Below are 14386 nucleotides of genomic sequence, written 5' to 3'. Positions count from 1 at the left end.
ATTTGGAGGAGGAGCAAAGTTGATGATCCGTCATGGACCTGCACCTCGCCTAAGTGGCCTTTTCAACCTGATTTTTGGCGAGGAGGAGTAAAAGTCGTTCGATGATATCGGCGACGTCGAGTTCTACGTTCTCAAACGCTTCACGCGAACGACTCACGCCGCGGCGCTCACCAGCGCTTGCAGGCTGCCCGGTTACAAACTCCGGCGTCGGGCTGATTCCCGCCGCCCATGCGCCGGGCGTGGTAAGCGCTTTTCCGTCGAATACTGGTGACGTGTAGACAACGCCAGGCGCATCCGAAAACCAGCCTACTTTGTGTTGAGACGTGCCGAGGGGGGAGAAGTACGCATCGACCTTACTCGCCCAAAGCACGCTTTCTCCCATCGTGTTACCGACCAGGTCGACGACGCGTTCGGGTGCTCTGACGTTCGCGACAATGGTGTTCGAGATCGCACTCACTTGCGACTTGTACGATTCCCACTGCGAAATGTTTGCCTGATCCATCATCGGCAGAGAAAATGCGTCCAATAGGAACAGCGCGTTCGGGTATTGTTCGGATATGGCGTCAATTATCAGGGGAATGCCTTTGGCTTGGCTCACCCAAGACTTGTCTTTGAGGCGTATGCCAATCCAAATCACTGGATAAGCATTCTCCGTGATACTGGCTATGTCGCTAGCGGCATCGGAATAGCTTATTTTCGCCGCCGCGATCAAACGCTCGGGTAGGCTGCGAGCCATAAAATTGCTGCCCGCACCAACCAAGATTTCGGACTGGGAAAAGGGGCAGGGATCGACGATGTTGTTCCGGATCGGTCGATCGATTACGCTACGCACCTCGGGGAAGAAGTCGCCAAGCTCACCAAAAAAACGCGTGCCAGAGAAGACTACTCGTGAAATGTTGGCCTGCAAGCCCATCTCGATCATGTGGTCAAGAGAGCTATAAAAATTCCACAGGTGATGCGCGAAATTCTCGGTCTTTTCGATGTGAACAATGACCGCCTTTGCCTCTACCTTGGAAGCGCTTGATATGGCCGAGTTAAAGGCTTCGTGCATTCTAAAGGCGCGCTTCAGCAAAACGGCATTTACGTTGGAAAGCAGCTTGGTATTAAGCTGGCCTCTGGTCGTCGAGTCGAAAGCTATTGCAATATTTTCCGATGGAACGAATAATCCTAAAGCGTCATTTCCTTGGCGCCCACATATAACGAAAAATAGCTTGCTACCTAAGAACGTATAAATCGTTCTTCCGAATATTCTAAAGGAATCCCGTGCAGCTATCGCTTCGCCGGTCCAGGGATCTTCCAACATGAAATTTCCGGTTTTCAGGATTTCATACTTGTAATACCCGCGCCGTTCCACGGAGATTATCTTCTCCGTGCGCCATGTATCCAGGCCGTGCGACGTAATAATATCGGATAAATCGGAACCGATCCACGAGAAACGTTGCGCGGTAGATTTCATCACTTCGATTTTATAGCCTTTGGACTCCAACGCCAGCAGATCCTTGTTGTTGGACATGACAAAGGTCGGAATCATCGGCGCAAAAACTGCAAAGTATAGCTCGAAAATCTCATGTGGAACTGTCAGCAATCGCGCGACGGCCCCATCTGCCGTTTCGATGGATCCGCGTGAAATCTGCATCCAAGCATCTTTTATCAGTTTTAAATCTTCGCTTTCTGATAGGGCTTGGAAATTCGCGCAATAGTCGGCAACGTGCTCGGAGCCAAAGTCATCGCGCAAAGCCAGCAGCACGGATCTTATCGGCTGCGAGGCCTCAGCTTGTAGCCCTCCCAGTAGATTGCCAATCTCAACATCACTGAAGCGCGACCTGAGACTATCGTTCCATTGCGCAAGAAGAAGTCTATCGTTTGGATTGGCTATAACTGCCGCGCTGAAAGCGTTGTCGATCTCGGCTGCGGGCAAGCCGTTGGCCATCGTGAGTTGTGCGCACTCGGCTAGTTCGGATGGTGTCATTGTCAATTCGCTCCGTCTGGCCTCGGCGTACGAGTGAAGCCGCTGTTGCTGGGAACTCTTCCATCCGGAAAGCCGGGACATCCCTCGCGGTAGAAGGACCCTTCACCCCGTGATGCCCAATCCGCTGTACCAGAACTTCGCGACTGGCATCTGACCGCGCGATTGCGGTCGGCATCCAGCGTTGATGGATCTTTGGCGACAAATGTCCATTCATTTAATCCATCGGACTGGGTGCCCTCCGTGTGCGTCGGGGCGCGGGTGCCGAACTCAGTCGTAGCATGTGCGCAGCGGTATATGGCGAGACCGTTACTGCAGAAATGGGTCGGCGGTCGCTTCGTAACGCCGGCCTGCCAGGGCCGGTACGCATTGCCGTCCTGGCGAAATCCGAACTCTTTCGCGCGGTCGGATAGGCAATTCGTGAAAGTGTTGTCTTTGGCTAGGCCGCCGGCCTGAGGAATGATCCGGAAGCCCGTCTTGCAGCCGATCGCGTGGACATTTGAAATCGCGTTATTGGACCCGGAGATTGCAACAGCACTTGCCATGCCGTTTGTGAACACCGCTCCATCCAGCGTATTGAAATCACCCGACGAGGTGTAGCAGCCGTCGCGGGCATTGGCGCATTCGAGGTCAAAGGCGGCGTTATGATGACTGCTTTGGGCATATGCACAAATATCGCCACCTAAAAATCCGTCCTCTGTTCCACGCTCGCCTTGAATGAGAGCGGTAAAGCGTGGCCCATCGACCCATTTCTTCGCCGACCGAACAACGTTATGATGTGCGCCGCCATCATGGAGTATCCCGGCAAGCGCGCCGTTTCTGATCCGGATGCGTTGAATGATGTTCTTAGACGAACCCTCGCCTTGAAGCCGGATACTCGTTCCCAGCATTTCCGAAAAAGAAATGTCCTCGAGGAGGTTTGCACTGCCCTCGATGCGAATGCCGCTTTCACCGTTGATTATTGACAATTTGCTCAACCGATTGTGGCTCGCATCAGCGTTGAGGATGATGCCATACGCTCGGTTTACTTGGCGGGGTTCGAATTGCAGTCCCGTCCAAGAGCTTCCGCTACCTCCAATCTGAAGATAGCCGTTGATGTCGCCCACGTTGAGTCGCGCTCCTGGCGCACCCACAATGTTTGCACCGCCCATATCAATCAATGGTTCGGTGATTTTGTAAGCGCGGCCAGGCAGCGCCGGCACCAAAACTCGTTTCTTGCTAGCTATGGCAGCAAGAAAGGCTTTCGTATGATCAGCACCAGGCGAATGCAGATCTGCGCCAAAATCCTCGATCGATAAGACCCCAACGCCTCCCGTCGCCCCGATCGCGCTGCGTGCACTTGCCAACGATCCGGCGATCCCTAGCATAAAAGCACGGCGTTCGATCATGATGCCTCACCAAGCATGCGGAACAGTAAGTGCTGACGGATTTCGTTCAGCGTTGGGGGAAAATCTCACTTGAAATTGCGGAGGCGCGATGCGAACCTTTTTGCGTCGATCGGTATCTCGAGAACCTTGCCCCCGACCATTCCAACTTCAGTCGTGTCCACTTGGCCAGCCGATTGATACCACAACACGGCTTCGGGGCGAACGCCGACTTCTCCTCCATTGGGCAAGGCAACCGTAAAGAAATCGCGCGGGGCAATCTGGGATACGTTACCGGCGCTTTCGGCTTCCTGTTCTTCCTGCGGAGATGAAAGCACCGGGGTCAGGGGCGGGGCGGACGTCGGACGGTTGATGGTCGTAGGGCGTTTGGGTCCACGTGACATAAAATCTCCTTTAGGGTAGGTCAGGCTATAACATTTATTCCGTACCTTCCGTAAACCCTCGTTTGATCGAAGTGTGTCACGAAGCCAGCGCGCGGACTGGCATTGGACAAAAATAACCTTTCATTCTTGCCCGTCTGTTTTTCGATCGCGCCGACGGCGTGGGGAAACCGTGTCCAGCCAAATCGTCGCGGCTAGGACTACCACGAAAATTGTCACGAGGATGATCGTTTGAGGGGAACCCCAATCAAGGTGTAGTAAATTCATCAGCCATCATCTTTGGCGCCGGGGAATACGTCAATCACATTATGGCGCCGAACGTCGACCACCCAAGGCGTAACGACGGATAGGCTAGTCAATAATCTCACCTTGGCGTTCTGTGACGTTCCGCCTTGATATGCGATGCTTCTTCTTCTTGGGAGAGACCCATTCCATGCCGATTATGGTTGTGAGCAAGACAAAAAAGAAAACGACCATCGCGATGGTATCAGGGTTTCCCCAATCGAGATTAATCAGCCGCATACCCGGTCTGTATGCAACGCATTATGACGGGTGGGTGACGCCGCCGTGAAAACGCGGGAGGGCCTCTAACTGGCTGCAGCAGGTCGAAATTGCGGGTAGCATCGTCCCGTGCCTCATGCAGTTCGATGGCATGCGAAAGCCCTTGGATCTGATGACACCGGCATGCCGCGACGTCTCGATGCTTTGCTACGAACCTGTTTTGCCGACGTCCGCTGAGACCCGCGCAATCAAGTACAGTTGGAGTGTCGTGGGAAGGCTGGAAGGTGATGCCTGCTTTTCGCTTTCGACTAATTCAGCCGGTGGTTGTCATCCATTTGTCTTCAGCATCCTCCCACGCCTCCCGGTCGATGCCGCTGGCGTGGTTTGCCTGGAGCCACTCGGGTGCCGTGTCGACATCGTCCGATCGCGAGAAGATATGGTCGATCCCCGCGGCGTTGGCCGGTTGTCCGACGAAGCCGTCCGCGTTGCGCTGGGTCATCAGCCAAGCACCGGACGCAATTGCTGGAGCATCAATCGGTTGGTTGGGCGATTGCCCTGCTACCCCTGGTTCTCGTCGGTGCTCCGATAACGCAGGCTGGCTGGGCGCCAACGCGTCTACCGGCAGAGCGTGGGATGCTTCTCGTGTATTGTGTCGTTGTCGGAGCGGCCGCCGTCATCGGATTGGCGACCCTCGGATCATTGAGGAACAGCGCAGCGGGCAGCCCTGAAACAGTTGGTGCCTGCCAGACGGCAGTCATGATGGATTTAACCCCGTTCCATATTGCGAACCCTTTCGCGGGAATCACGAGCCGTAGATCGGCGTGGAAAAGGACCCCGGGAGCGGCGTGGTCGGCGTCGAAAAGGCTTCTCATCCCGATGGCCTTGGCAGTCCGCATAGGGGATGTCAGCTGTCGAGATCGGGATGTCGATGGTGGAAACGGTGTCGAGGATCCGGCGCAAGCTCGCGTCTGGTTGCGCTGCGTTGTCGTGGAAGCTGCGAGGTAGATCGTCATTCAGCGTTACGCGGCGAGCGACCAGGACTTTTCGGCGGGATCGGGACGTAGTTCGGCATCGCCCGACGATCGCGGGTAATCCCTATCGCCCGACATAGGCGGCAAGCTCGTCTGGAGTACCTTTGGGAAAGGCCTCGCGCAGGTATTCGAGAAAGGCCGACACACGCGCGCTCAGCAGTCGCCGCGTCGGATAGAGGGCCCATAGCGATGTCTGCGGCCCTTCGACGTCGCCCCAGCGCACCAGCGTGCCAGCGGCCAGATCGTGGCTGACGAGCGATAGCGGCAGGCGCGCGACGCCAACGCCCATCCGAACGGCATCGCGCACCATGACGTGAGACGACAGGCTGAGGACAGGATTAACCGCGATGTGCGTCCGTCCTGCCGACGTCGTCATCTCCCAGGACCCGGTCTGCCTGATGGATCCACGCACGACCGCCGGGACGGCTGCGCCTTCTGCCATTGTCAGGTCCGGGCGTGCCACGACGACCAGCCCATCATGGAGAAAGACGCGGCCGACCAGGCTTGCATCGGGTTCCGGATTCACGCGGATCACCAGGTCATAGGCTTCCTCGATCATATCGACTGCCCGGTCTTCGGTGGTCACCTCAAGGCGCACTTCCGGATATCTTAGCGCAAATCCGGCTGCGAGCTTGCCCATCGCCGTCTGCGAAAAGAGCAATGGTGCGCTGATCCGCAGCCTTCCCCTCGGATTGTGCCCCCCCGACGCGATCGCGGTGGCCGTTTCGTCGAGTTCGGTAAGCAGCTGCGCCGTCCGCTCGTAGAGTGCCCGTCCCTCCTCGGTCAGTTTCAGCGCACGCGCGCCGCGCTCGAACAGGCGCAGGTCGAGACTGGCCTCCAGTTCCGCGACACGTCGGGACAGCGTCGCCTTGGGGCGTCCCGTGGCACGAGACGCTTTTCCGAACCCGCCATGGCGGGCAACCAGATTGAAATCGGCAAGAGCGAGAAGATCCATGCGTTCCACCTGTGAGACAGTGTGTCTTTATATGCCGTCTATTGCCGCGAATGTGGATCGCTAAATTGAGGACAGCCAAACGGGCTAACCCCAGGAGTGACCATCATGACCATTCTCGTAACCGGCGCGACCGGCAATGTCGGCCGCAACGTCGTCGAACAGCTCATCAACCGTGGCGCCGACGTGCGCGCGCTGGTGCGCGATCCGTCTAGGGCCGACCTTCCGGCGTCCGTGGAAGTCGCCCGGGGTGATCTGCTCGACGTGGACTCGCTGCGCAGCGCCATGTCGGGCATTTCGACGCTGTTCCTGCTCAACGGGGTCGTCGCCGACGAATATACCCAAGCGCTGATCGCGCTCAACGTTGCCCGCGAAGCGGGGATCGAGCGGATCGTCTACCTCTCGGTGATCCACAGCGACGTCTATGTGAACGTGCCGCACTTCGCGGGCAAGTTCGGCGTCGAGCGCATGATCGAGCGGATGGGCATGAACGCGACCATCCTGCGTCCGGCCTACTACATGGACAATGAAATCACGATCAAGGACGTGGTCAGCGGCTACGGCATTTACCCGATGCCGATCGGCGACAAGGGCCTTGCGATGATCGATGCCCGCGATGTCGGCGAGATCGCAGCGATCGAACTGATCCGCCGCGAGCAAGCGTCCGCGCCGCTGCCGCTCGACCGCATCGACATCGTGGGCCCGGACATCCTGACCGGCGCAAGCGCCGCGGCGATATGGAGCGAGGTCCTCGGCCGCGAAATCACCTACCCGGGCGATGACACCGCCGGGTTCGAGCAGAACCTGCGCCAGTTCATGCCGAGCTGGACGGCGTTCGACATGCGCCTGATGGCGGAGCGCTTCCTGAGCGACGGCATGCTCCCGGACGCCGGCGACGTCGATCGGCTGACCACCCTGCTTGGCCGTCCGCTGCGCTCCTACCGCGATTACGTCGCGCAAATCACTGGCTGACCGCCCCCATTCTTCTTCACGCTCATAAGGACCATCGACATGATCTATTCGACCGCAACCATCCCGGTGAATCCGGCAGGTGAAACAAGGCTGACCCGCGAGCAGGTCTGGAAGGGCCTCGAACTGAAGGCGCGCGACGCACGGCTGTTTCTGCCACCCGGCCTGTGCACCCGCTGCGACGTTACGGAGGAGAGCCCGACGCATTTCGTCCGTGAAGCCACGATCGCCGGTGCCGATCTGCGTGAGATCATCACGCTCGAACCGCTCCGTAAGGTGACCTTCTTCCAGGCGACGGGCCCACGCGAAGGGGCAATCGTCAACGAGCTGTTCGAAGACGGGACGGGTGAACTGCAGCTCAAATTCTACTGCTATCTCGGGCTCCGCGGCAAGGTATCCGACGGCCCCGAGGAGCAGGCCGAGCAGGCGCAGTTCGACAGCGACACCGGCTATAAGGCTGCGCTGCTGTCCACACTGAAGCGCACCCGCGAGATGCTCGCCAATGGCACGCTCGATCGAGGATAGATGTGTCTGCAAACCCTATTGGCCGAGCCGTCACCATGCGACTCGGCCAAATTTTTAGTTCTCCATCGCTTCAGGGAAAGACCGCGCCGCGTCATGTCGCCGCGTCGACGGGGTCGGGACAGGCTCGGGACAGGCTCGGGCGAACCATAGTCCTGCGGCGCGTCACGCCGTCAGCCTTCCAACTCACGTGTTTCATCAAGCCATCACAAGCTCGATGTTTCGATGGTCGCCGATGATTTCGAGGACGATCTCGAAATAGGTTTGTCCGGTACCGTGGTCGAGCGCGTCGAGCTGGCGATCGATCGCAACCACGTTGAAAACGTCTGGTCGCTGCAACTTGTCAGTGAGGAACGCCCGGGTCGCCTCGATACCGAGCGCAGGCCGGCTTGCCGCACTGTCTTGCCAGACGATACGGACCGGTTCCCGCCCCTTGATCGCGCCGTAGCCGCCATAGAGTAGGTCGTTCAGCGCATCGAGGTTGTTGGCCAATTGCCACGCTTCGTCCGCCATGAAGACCCGGTTTATCTCGGCATAGAAGGTCGGGATATCGCGGATATTCCTGCCGATGATGGTCAACGTCTTCATCGGATCACTCACTGGCCCCGCTGAGCAACCGCAACCGGGTCAGGCATGGCCCGGCTCGGGCGTAGTATTCGCATGTCGCGCCTGGAACAGCCTTCGTCCCTCCGTGAAATAGACGACGCCCAGAACTGCGACGCCGATCGCCAAATATCCGATGGCGAGCGGATAGGTCGTGCCGTCATAGGCCTGCCCGATGATCGAGCCGACGATCACCGCCCCGACGCTGGTGATGAAGCCCTGTATCGAGGACGCGGTACCCGCGATGTGTCCTACCGGCTCCATCGCCATCGCACCGAAGTTCGACCCGCACAGTCCTATGCAGGTCATGCTGAGGGCTTGGAACAGCATGTACGTCTCCAGCGATTCCCGTCCGATGCCGATCACGACGAGGTGGAGCAGCGACAAGGCGATCAGCGCGAGCAATGCGGACTGGGAGATGAGGCGGGTGCCAAGTCGCTCGACGAGGCGGCTGTTGGCAAAGGATGCACAGCCCATCGAGAAGGCGCAGACGGCGAACAGGATCGTGAAGCGTTCGCCGGCATGGAATTCATCGACGAATATCTGCTGGGCGGAGGAGACGAAGGCGATGATGCCGCCAAACGTCATCGACGCCGCCACGGCGTAGCCGGCGGAGAAGCGGTTCGTCAGCGTCAATCGGTAGGCGCGGCCGAGTGACGCCCGCGACAAGGGAGAACGACGGTCCACCGGCAGGGATTCGCGCAGGCGGAGCGTGGACCAGGCGAGCACGACGGCCGCAAAGGTCGCCAGCGCATAGAAGATGAAGCGCCAGGGTCCAAAAGCCAGCAGGACCTGGCCGAGGCTGGGCGCCATGATCGGCACCAGGAAGAAGATCATCTGGGCGACGGAAAGCGTGCGCGCCATCTGCCGGCCCGAATAGCGGTCCCGCACGATCGCGACCGCGAGTACCCGCGTCGATGCCGACATGAGGCCTTGGAGCACGCGCGCGCCGAGAAGGGCGGGGAACGTCTGCGAACCCGCGGCGAAGATGCTGGCCGCCACGAAGCCGGCCAGGGTGATGAGCAGGATGGGCCTGCGGCCATAGCGGTCCGCAAGCGGGCCGTAGACGAGCTGCCCGGCGCCGAAGCCCAGCATGTAGACCGTGATGATCCACTGACGATGGTTGGCCGTCGTGATGGCAAGCTGATGGCCGATGTCGGCGAGCGCAGGCAGCATCAGGTCCACGCCCAAAGCGTTGACCGCCATCAGCGCGGCGACGAACGCGACGAATTCGCCGGCGCGCATGGAGGTAGAAGGCTGCTTATCGATCATCGCCGTCATCTAGGTCAGCAATCTGCGAGTGACCATGCCTGCCGGCACGCAAAAACGGCGGCTGACAAGCAGCGAATCATGGGGCGGGCGTAGCCGTTCGGCGTGCAGCGCAACGTCCGATCGATCTCGGGACAAGGCTCTGGCTGGCAGTGACCGCAAGCTTCCCGATCGAGCGTCCGAAGTCGGGTGGCGCCAAGGACAGACTGCGTGTCCGCAAACCAGTCACACGGTGCAGGTCCGGACCGCCTGCGCGAGTGCCGTCAATGGATCGCCAACCGGCACGAATTCGTGCGCGAAGAAGCCCTGGAAGCCGAGATCGGCAACGCTGCGCGCTACCGCGTGCCAGTTCACCTCCTGCGTGTCGTCGAGGTTATGGCGTCCGGGAACCCCGCCGGTATGGAAATGGCCGATCCACTGGATGTTCTTGCGGATCGTATCGATCAGATCGCCTTCCATGATCTGCATATGGTAGATGTCGTACAGCAGCTTGACCCGCGGCGAGGCGACTTCCTTGGCGACATTCACCCCCCAGGCGGTGTGATCGGCCATATAGTCGGGGTGGTTGACCTTGCTGTTCAGCAGCTCGACGCAGATCGTGACGTCATAGTCCTCGGCGATCTTCTTGACGCGGTTCAGGCCGGCGATGGCGTTGTCGGCGCCCTCCGCATCGGACATGCCGCGGCGATTTCCCGAGAAGGCGATGACATTGGGCACGCCGGCCTTGGCAGCCTGCGGGATACCGACACGAAACGCCTGTTCGATCGCCGCGTGGTTTTCACGCCGGTTCAAACCATTGGGGATCGTCATGATGTCGGCGGCGTAGCCCATCGTGCAGCGCAATCCGTGCCGGCGCGGCACCTCGTAATCCGCTGGCTGGAGAAGATCGATGCCTTCCAGCCCGATGCGCGCTGCGGCGGCGCACAACAGGTCGAGTGGGATCTTCTCGTAGCACCACCGGCTGACCGACTGCTTCAGGCGGCCACGACGCGCGGGCGCGGCCGCCATCCCCGAGGTCGCGCACATGGCGAGAGAAGAAGCGATGGCGGTGCGTCGTGTGATCATGCCCACACAGTAATCCAGAAGACAAAGGCGGCAAGGTGTATTGCGGCCTGAGGTCGCCAGCCGCCGCTGGATCCTCACCATCACGCGGATGCGAAGGGCGAGCGTACGCCGCTTCCATCGATGACGATGGGCATGCGACCAGGGCCCGGATGATTGGCGAAATTTGCCCCAGGCAGGTCACTTGGCGCAGCTCTGGCTTGCCAAAGGATCAGCGGCGAGGCCAACGTCGAACAAATGATGGAGATGCTGGCGATGTCCGACGAATACGCACGCGGGCGGCGAGACGGACTTCGTCTGGCGTTGTCGATCCTCGTGGCCGAGGAGGCGAAGTGGGAGGCTCTGCTCGGTCGGAGCCCGTCATGGCGAACGAACGCGACGCGCGCGATCCGTCACAAGGCATACCAGGTAGCGGTCAAGCGCGTGCAGACCGCGCTCAACCGTTTACTGCCGAAGTCGGCGTCTGCGTTACCCGCCGAGATCGCATCGATGATCGATCAAGCCGGATTGTAGGCCGATCATCCCGGCCAGCCTGTCACCGCAGTTGCGGACGACAGGTGGACCAGGTGCGCTGATTTCTCGACCAAGCGCGCGCTTATGCCGGCGCGACGCCGTCGGCGCTGACCAATTCGGTGCCGACGAGCGTGCCGGCTATCCTTACGCGCTTCTCGACCAAATCGACGGGCGTCCGCTGCAGTTCGAGCTGATAGCGTCCGCCCGCGTCGCGGCGCAGGTAAAAGGCGCCACCATCGCGTACCAGAATGCCGGTCTCGTCAATTCGGGCGCCAATTTTCGTCACGCGCTCCGATCCCGATGCTACGATGCAAACTGGATCAGCGATCACGTTCCTGGCGCTTGCGATCGGCTTTGCGGGCGCGGCTGACCGCCGCGGCATGCTCGCGCGCGCGCTTTTCCGACGGCTTTTCATAATGGCGACGCAGCTTCATCTCGCGATACACACCCTCGCGCTGCAGCTTCTTTTTCAAGGCGCGCAAAGCCTGATCGACATTGTTGTCACGTACGGTAATCAGCATGTGTGCCTGGCCTTAGCTATGTCGGTGATATCGGCAGCCGTCGTTACCGGCGGTCGGGGCGGCTGCCAAGAGAAAGCAGCGTGTTAGCAGCACACGATGTCGCGGCGCCGGCCTGAATGACCGTCCGAACGCGAAAATCGGGAAGATCGGCGCGAACGTCGGCACCTCGGTCGGGTGGTCCATACGGGTTTATCGAACGAACGCGTCGTCGAAAGCACGGACTTCTGGAAAATACGGGCGAGTCGCCCGTTCGTCCAGCCGCCCACTCGCAGCGGATCGCCAGTTTTGCAGGCCCTCGATTCGATTGGCAAAAGATCGCAGCCTCGTACTGCCTCGATTGCCGGAAGATACGCCGAGCGCCGATGAACGTCCGCACATGGGTCTGGCCGGACGCGTGGAGCCGGCGCGCGTTCATACCAAGCCGATGATCTAGCAAGATAATAGCCCAGCTCGATCGCGGGCGCGGGACGAACTCGCTGGGCTTGCGGCGGATGTGGCGAGCGCAGTTACATACCGTTTCTGCGATCCCGATCGCGACATCTGTCATCGTCTCTTCGCCTGCTTTTAGCCCGGCTATCGGACCGAGCAGAATACCGAGTTGATCAGCTCCCTTCAAGTTACCGCGTTAACCATAGACGCAGATGCTCGCGGTAGATGCGGGACAACACCTGGCAAGACACTGTTCGTCGCCGACTGCGCAACACGTTTTTCCAACGATGCTGCGGGATATTCAGGCGCGCGCAGCCTTTTGCTGGCGACCATGTGTTCCGCCTTGGAAACGAACTTCGACCTTACGCGTTACAGGGCCGATATCTACAAAAGGGGAAGTACGTTGGCAAACATCGTCGGAACGAACCAGGACGACGTTCTCACGGGAACAGCCTTTGCAGACGTTATAAATGGTTTGGCCGGCAATGACCAAATCGATGGTGGTGACGGCAACGATATCATCGACGGGGGCGATGGAAGCGACCAGCTTTCCGATGGCTTCGGCGACGACCAGCTTCAAGGCGGAAATGGCGACGACCTTCTCGCGTCGCAAGACGGCGGAAACGATGTGCTGCGGGGCGGGGAGGGGAATGATATTCTCTACATCATCCGCGAGAACGCCACCGTTGCCGAAACGATTGCCGCGTATGGAGGTGCAGGCAATGACGGCGTGCTCTTGTCCAATGTCAACGCGGGGACGACCGTTATCGATCTCGGCGAAGGCGATGACTCGGTTTCGTTCTACGAAGTTTCCGGTGGCAATGCGCGCGTTACACTGGGATCGGGATCCGACCAGATCTTTCTCGAATCCGGGAGTAAAATCGCGGCGGCCGTGACGGTCACCGATTTTGCGGCTGGCGACGGCGGCGACAGGTTCATGGGAGAGTTCTTCTTCAAGGACAACTTTACTGGCTGGGACCCGAGCAGCAATCCTTTCACTGGCGGTTTCTTGCGCCTCGTTTCCGATGGCGGCGCAGTGCGCATCGATATCGATCGAGATGGCGCAGCTGGGACCAGCTTTGGTTTCCAGACGATCACGATCCTGGAAGGCGTGAATGCTGCTCAGCTGACCGGTTACAATTTCGACGGTTACACGTCCGACGGCGCCATCGTGGGTCGTACCATCAACGGTTCGGCCACCGATGACGATATTCGCGGATCAATGGGAGCGGACGTGATCGTCGGCGGTAACGGCGATGATGTGATCGAAGGCAGAGGTGGCAACGATATCCTGTACGGTGGTGTCGGCAACGATTGGATCGACGGAGACGGTGGCAACGACTGGGTGAGCGCTGGAGCCGGCGACGATACCATTTCCGGCAGCGACGGCTGGGATGTGGCGGTGATCAACGATGCTTCGCGGCTAGCCGCCTTCGATACCAGCTATGCCTTGGCCATTATCGACTCGGCCGAAGGGGTCGACTGGTATTTTGACGTCGAGGAAGTCCGCTTCATCGACGGCACGTATGTGCAATCTTACGACAGCTTCGGCGCGCAGGTTTACCGGTTATACGACACGATTCTCGATCGTGCACCTGATCCGATCGGTCTCGATTCTTCCGTCGATCGATTGGAGAACGGCCTCAGCCTGACCCAACTTGCAACCTCGATCGCCGATAGCCCGGAGTTCAAGCAAGCAACCGGCGGATTGAGCAACGCAGGCTTGGTGGATTACGTATACCAGACCGCTCTGGGCCGCGAGGCGGACACCGCTGGACACGACTACTGGGTCGGACAGCTGGACCAGGGCATGTCACGCGGGTCCCTGCTTGTCGGTTTTTCGGAATCGGCAGAGCACAGGGATCAGACCCTGGCCGCCGTCGCGCCCGGCTATATCCAAAGCGATGACAACGCCCAAGCCGTTGCCCTGTTCTATGACAGCGCCGTGGGTCGCCTCCCCGACGTATCGGGTCTGGCATTCTGGACCAACGAGCTGAACAGCGGCAGCCGAAGTCTTGCTCAGGTCGCACAGGAGTTTGCCCGTTCAGGCGAATTCCAGTCGGCGATCAGCGGCAAGTCGAACGCAGCGCTGGTCGACTATATGTATCAGAATACCCTCGACCGGCCTGCCGATGCCGATGGCCGCGCCTTCTGGGTCAACCAGCTGGATACGGGCATGACGCACGATCAACTCCTGCTGTCCTTCTCGCAGTCGGCCGAGCACGCGACGCTTCTCGCGCCGCAGATCATCGGTGGTATCGCGGTCATCGGCTGATACCTGCA

At 59.5% G+C, this 14386-nt stretch carries 14 protein-coding genes; 5 read left to right on the top strand and 9 right to left on the bottom strand.

Features of this window, described 5'->3' with window-relative positions:
• Positions 1–49: 49 nt before the first annotated feature.
• Positions 50–1969, bottom strand: a complete 1920-nt coding sequence (locus O6Y00_RS06470) for a hypothetical protein (RefSeq protein WP_353441777.1) — start codon at positions 1967–1969, stop codon at positions 50–52.
• Positions 1970–1971: 2 nt separating this feature from the next.
• The gene (locus tag O6Y00_RS06465; RefSeq protein ID WP_353441776.1) at positions 1972–3354 is read right to left on the bottom strand and encodes a hypothetical protein; all 1383 of its coding nucleotides are present in this window, start codon (positions 3352–3354) and stop codon (positions 1972–1974) included.
• Positions 3355–3383: 29 nt separating this feature from the next.
• On the opposite strand from O6Y00_RS06465, the gene O6Y00_RS06460 reads away from it, so the two are divergent.
• Positions 3384–3662, top strand: coding sequence for a hypothetical protein (locus O6Y00_RS06460; protein ID WP_353441775.1), 279 nt, complete (start codon positions 3384–3386; stop codon positions 3660–3662).
• 883 nt (positions 3663–4545) lie between these two features.
• Here O6Y00_RS06460 and O6Y00_RS06455 read toward each other — a convergent pair.
• Positions 4546–4731 (bottom strand): hypothetical protein, encoded by a 186-nt coding sequence (locus O6Y00_RS06455; RefSeq protein ID WP_353441774.1) that lies wholly within the window; start codon positions 4729–4731, stop codon positions 4546–4548.
• A gap of 596 nt (positions 4732–5327) precedes the next feature.
• Positions 5328–6218, bottom strand: a complete 891-nt coding sequence (locus tag O6Y00_RS06450) for a LysR family transcriptional regulator (RefSeq protein ID WP_353441773.1) — start codon at positions 6216–6218, stop codon at positions 5328–5330.
• A gap of 105 nt (positions 6219–6323) precedes the next feature.
• Here O6Y00_RS06450 and O6Y00_RS06445 point away from each other — a divergent pair, with 105 nt between their 5' ends.
• Positions 6324–7187: an SDR family oxidoreductase gene (locus O6Y00_RS06445; protein WP_353441772.1), complete on the top strand. Its 864-nt coding sequence runs from the start codon at positions 6324–6326 to the stop codon at positions 7185–7187.
• A 39-nt stretch (positions 7188–7226) separates the two neighbouring features.
• Positions 7227–7709 (top strand): AtaL-like protein, encoded by a 483-nt coding sequence (locus O6Y00_RS06440; RefSeq protein ID WP_353441771.1) that lies wholly within the window; start codon positions 7227–7229, stop codon positions 7707–7709.
• 195 nt (positions 7710–7904) lie between these two features.
• Here the strand turns inward: O6Y00_RS06440 and O6Y00_RS06435 are convergent, their stop codons facing one another.
• The 3 genes from O6Y00_RS06435 to O6Y00_RS06425 all read right to left on the bottom strand — a co-directional run bounded on the left by O6Y00_RS06435 (position 7905) and on the right by O6Y00_RS06425 (position 10643).
• Positions 7905–8294, bottom strand: a complete 390-nt coding sequence (locus tag O6Y00_RS06435; RefSeq protein ID WP_353441770.1) for a barstar family protein — start codon at positions 8292–8294, stop codon at positions 7905–7907.
• A 39-nt stretch (positions 8295–8333) separates the two neighbouring features.
• The gene (locus O6Y00_RS06430) at positions 8334–9554 is read right to left on the bottom strand and encodes a multidrug effflux MFS transporter (RefSeq protein WP_353441851.1); all 1221 of its coding nucleotides are present in this window, start codon (positions 9552–9554) and stop codon (positions 8334–8336) included.
• 249 nt (positions 9555–9803) lie between these two features.
• Positions 9804–10643, bottom strand: a complete 840-nt coding sequence (locus O6Y00_RS06425) for a hydroxypyruvate isomerase family protein (protein WP_353441768.1) — start codon at positions 10641–10643, stop codon at positions 9804–9806.
• 234 nt (positions 10644–10877) lie between these two features.
• Between O6Y00_RS06425 and O6Y00_RS06420 the strand changes: the two genes are divergently transcribed.
• Positions 10878–11153, top strand: a complete 276-nt coding sequence (locus O6Y00_RS06420; RefSeq protein ID WP_353441767.1) for a hypothetical protein — start codon at positions 10878–10880, stop codon at positions 11151–11153.
• 82 nt (positions 11154–11235) lie between these two features.
• Here O6Y00_RS06420 and O6Y00_RS06415 read toward each other — a convergent pair whose 3' ends face one another.
• Positions 11236–11439: a DUF5818 domain-containing protein gene (locus O6Y00_RS06415; protein WP_353441766.1), complete on the bottom strand. Its 204-nt coding sequence runs from the start codon at positions 11437–11439 to the stop codon at positions 11236–11238.
• A gap of 34 nt (positions 11440–11473) precedes the next feature.
• Positions 11474–11674, bottom strand: coding sequence for a 30S ribosomal protein S21 (gene rpsU, locus O6Y00_RS06410; protein ID WP_192092499.1), 201 nt, complete (start codon positions 11672–11674; stop codon positions 11474–11476).
• Positions 11675–12506: 832 nt separating this feature from the next.
• On the opposite strand from rpsU, the gene O6Y00_RS06405 reads away from it, so the two are divergent.
• A complete protein-coding gene (locus tag O6Y00_RS06405; RefSeq protein ID WP_353441765.1) occupies positions 12507–14378 on the top strand; it encodes a DUF4214 domain-containing protein in 1872 nt (623 codons plus the stop codon).
• Positions 14379–14386: the final 8 nt, after the last annotated feature.

It is taken from the genome of Sphingomonas faeni (assembly GCF_040407565.1).
Taxonomy (GTDB): domain Bacteria; phylum Pseudomonadota; class Alphaproteobacteria; order Sphingomonadales; family Sphingomonadaceae; genus Sphingomonas; species Sphingomonas faeni_F.
Note: the sequence above shows the minus strand (reverse complement) of the source record. Positions and strands in the feature narration are given on the sequence as shown.

What these genes read in the sequence shown, in the direction of transcription:
- O6Y00_RS06470 (WP_353441777.1), bottom strand. Translation starts at nt 1,969, where the DNA reads ATGACACCATCCGAACTAGCCGAGTGCGCACAACTCACGATGGCCAAC.
- O6Y00_RS06465 (WP_353441776.1), bottom strand. Translation starts at nt 3,354, where the DNA reads ATGATCGAACGCCGTGCTTTTATGCTAGGGATCGCCGGATCGTTGGCA.
- O6Y00_RS06455 (WP_353441774.1), bottom strand. Translation starts at nt 4,731, where the DNA reads ATGACCCAGCGCAACGCGGACGGCTTCGTCGGACAACCGGCCAACGCC.
- O6Y00_RS06450 (WP_353441773.1), bottom strand. Translation starts at nt 6,218, where the DNA reads ATGGATCTTCTCGCTCTTGCCGATTTCAATCTGGTTGCCCGCCATGGC.
- O6Y00_RS06445 (WP_353441772.1), top strand. Translation starts at nt 6,324, where the DNA reads ATGACCATTCTCGTAACCGGCGCGACCGGCAATGTCGGCCGCAACGTC.
- O6Y00_RS06440 (WP_353441771.1), top strand. Translation starts at nt 7,227, where the DNA reads ATGATCTATTCGACCGCAACCATCCCGGTGAATCCGGCAGGTGAAACA.
- O6Y00_RS06435 (WP_353441770.1), bottom strand. Translation starts at nt 8,294, where the DNA reads ATGAAGACGTTGACCATCATCGGCAGGAATATCCGCGATATCCCGACC.
- O6Y00_RS06430 (WP_353441851.1), bottom strand. Translation starts at nt 9,554, where the DNA reads ATGCGCGCCGGCGAATTCGTCGCGTTCGTCGCCGCGCTGATGGCGGTC.
- O6Y00_RS06425 (WP_353441768.1), bottom strand. Translation starts at nt 10,643, where the DNA reads ATGATCACACGACGCACCGCCATCGCTTCTTCTCTCGCCATGTGCGCG.
- O6Y00_RS06420 (WP_353441767.1), top strand. Translation starts at nt 10,878, where the DNA reads ATGATGGAGATGCTGGCGATGTCCGACGAATACGCACGCGGGCGGCGA.
- rpsU (WP_192092499.1), bottom strand. Translation starts at nt 11,674, where the DNA reads ATGCTGATTACCGTACGTGACAACAATGTCGATCAGGCTTTGCGCGCC.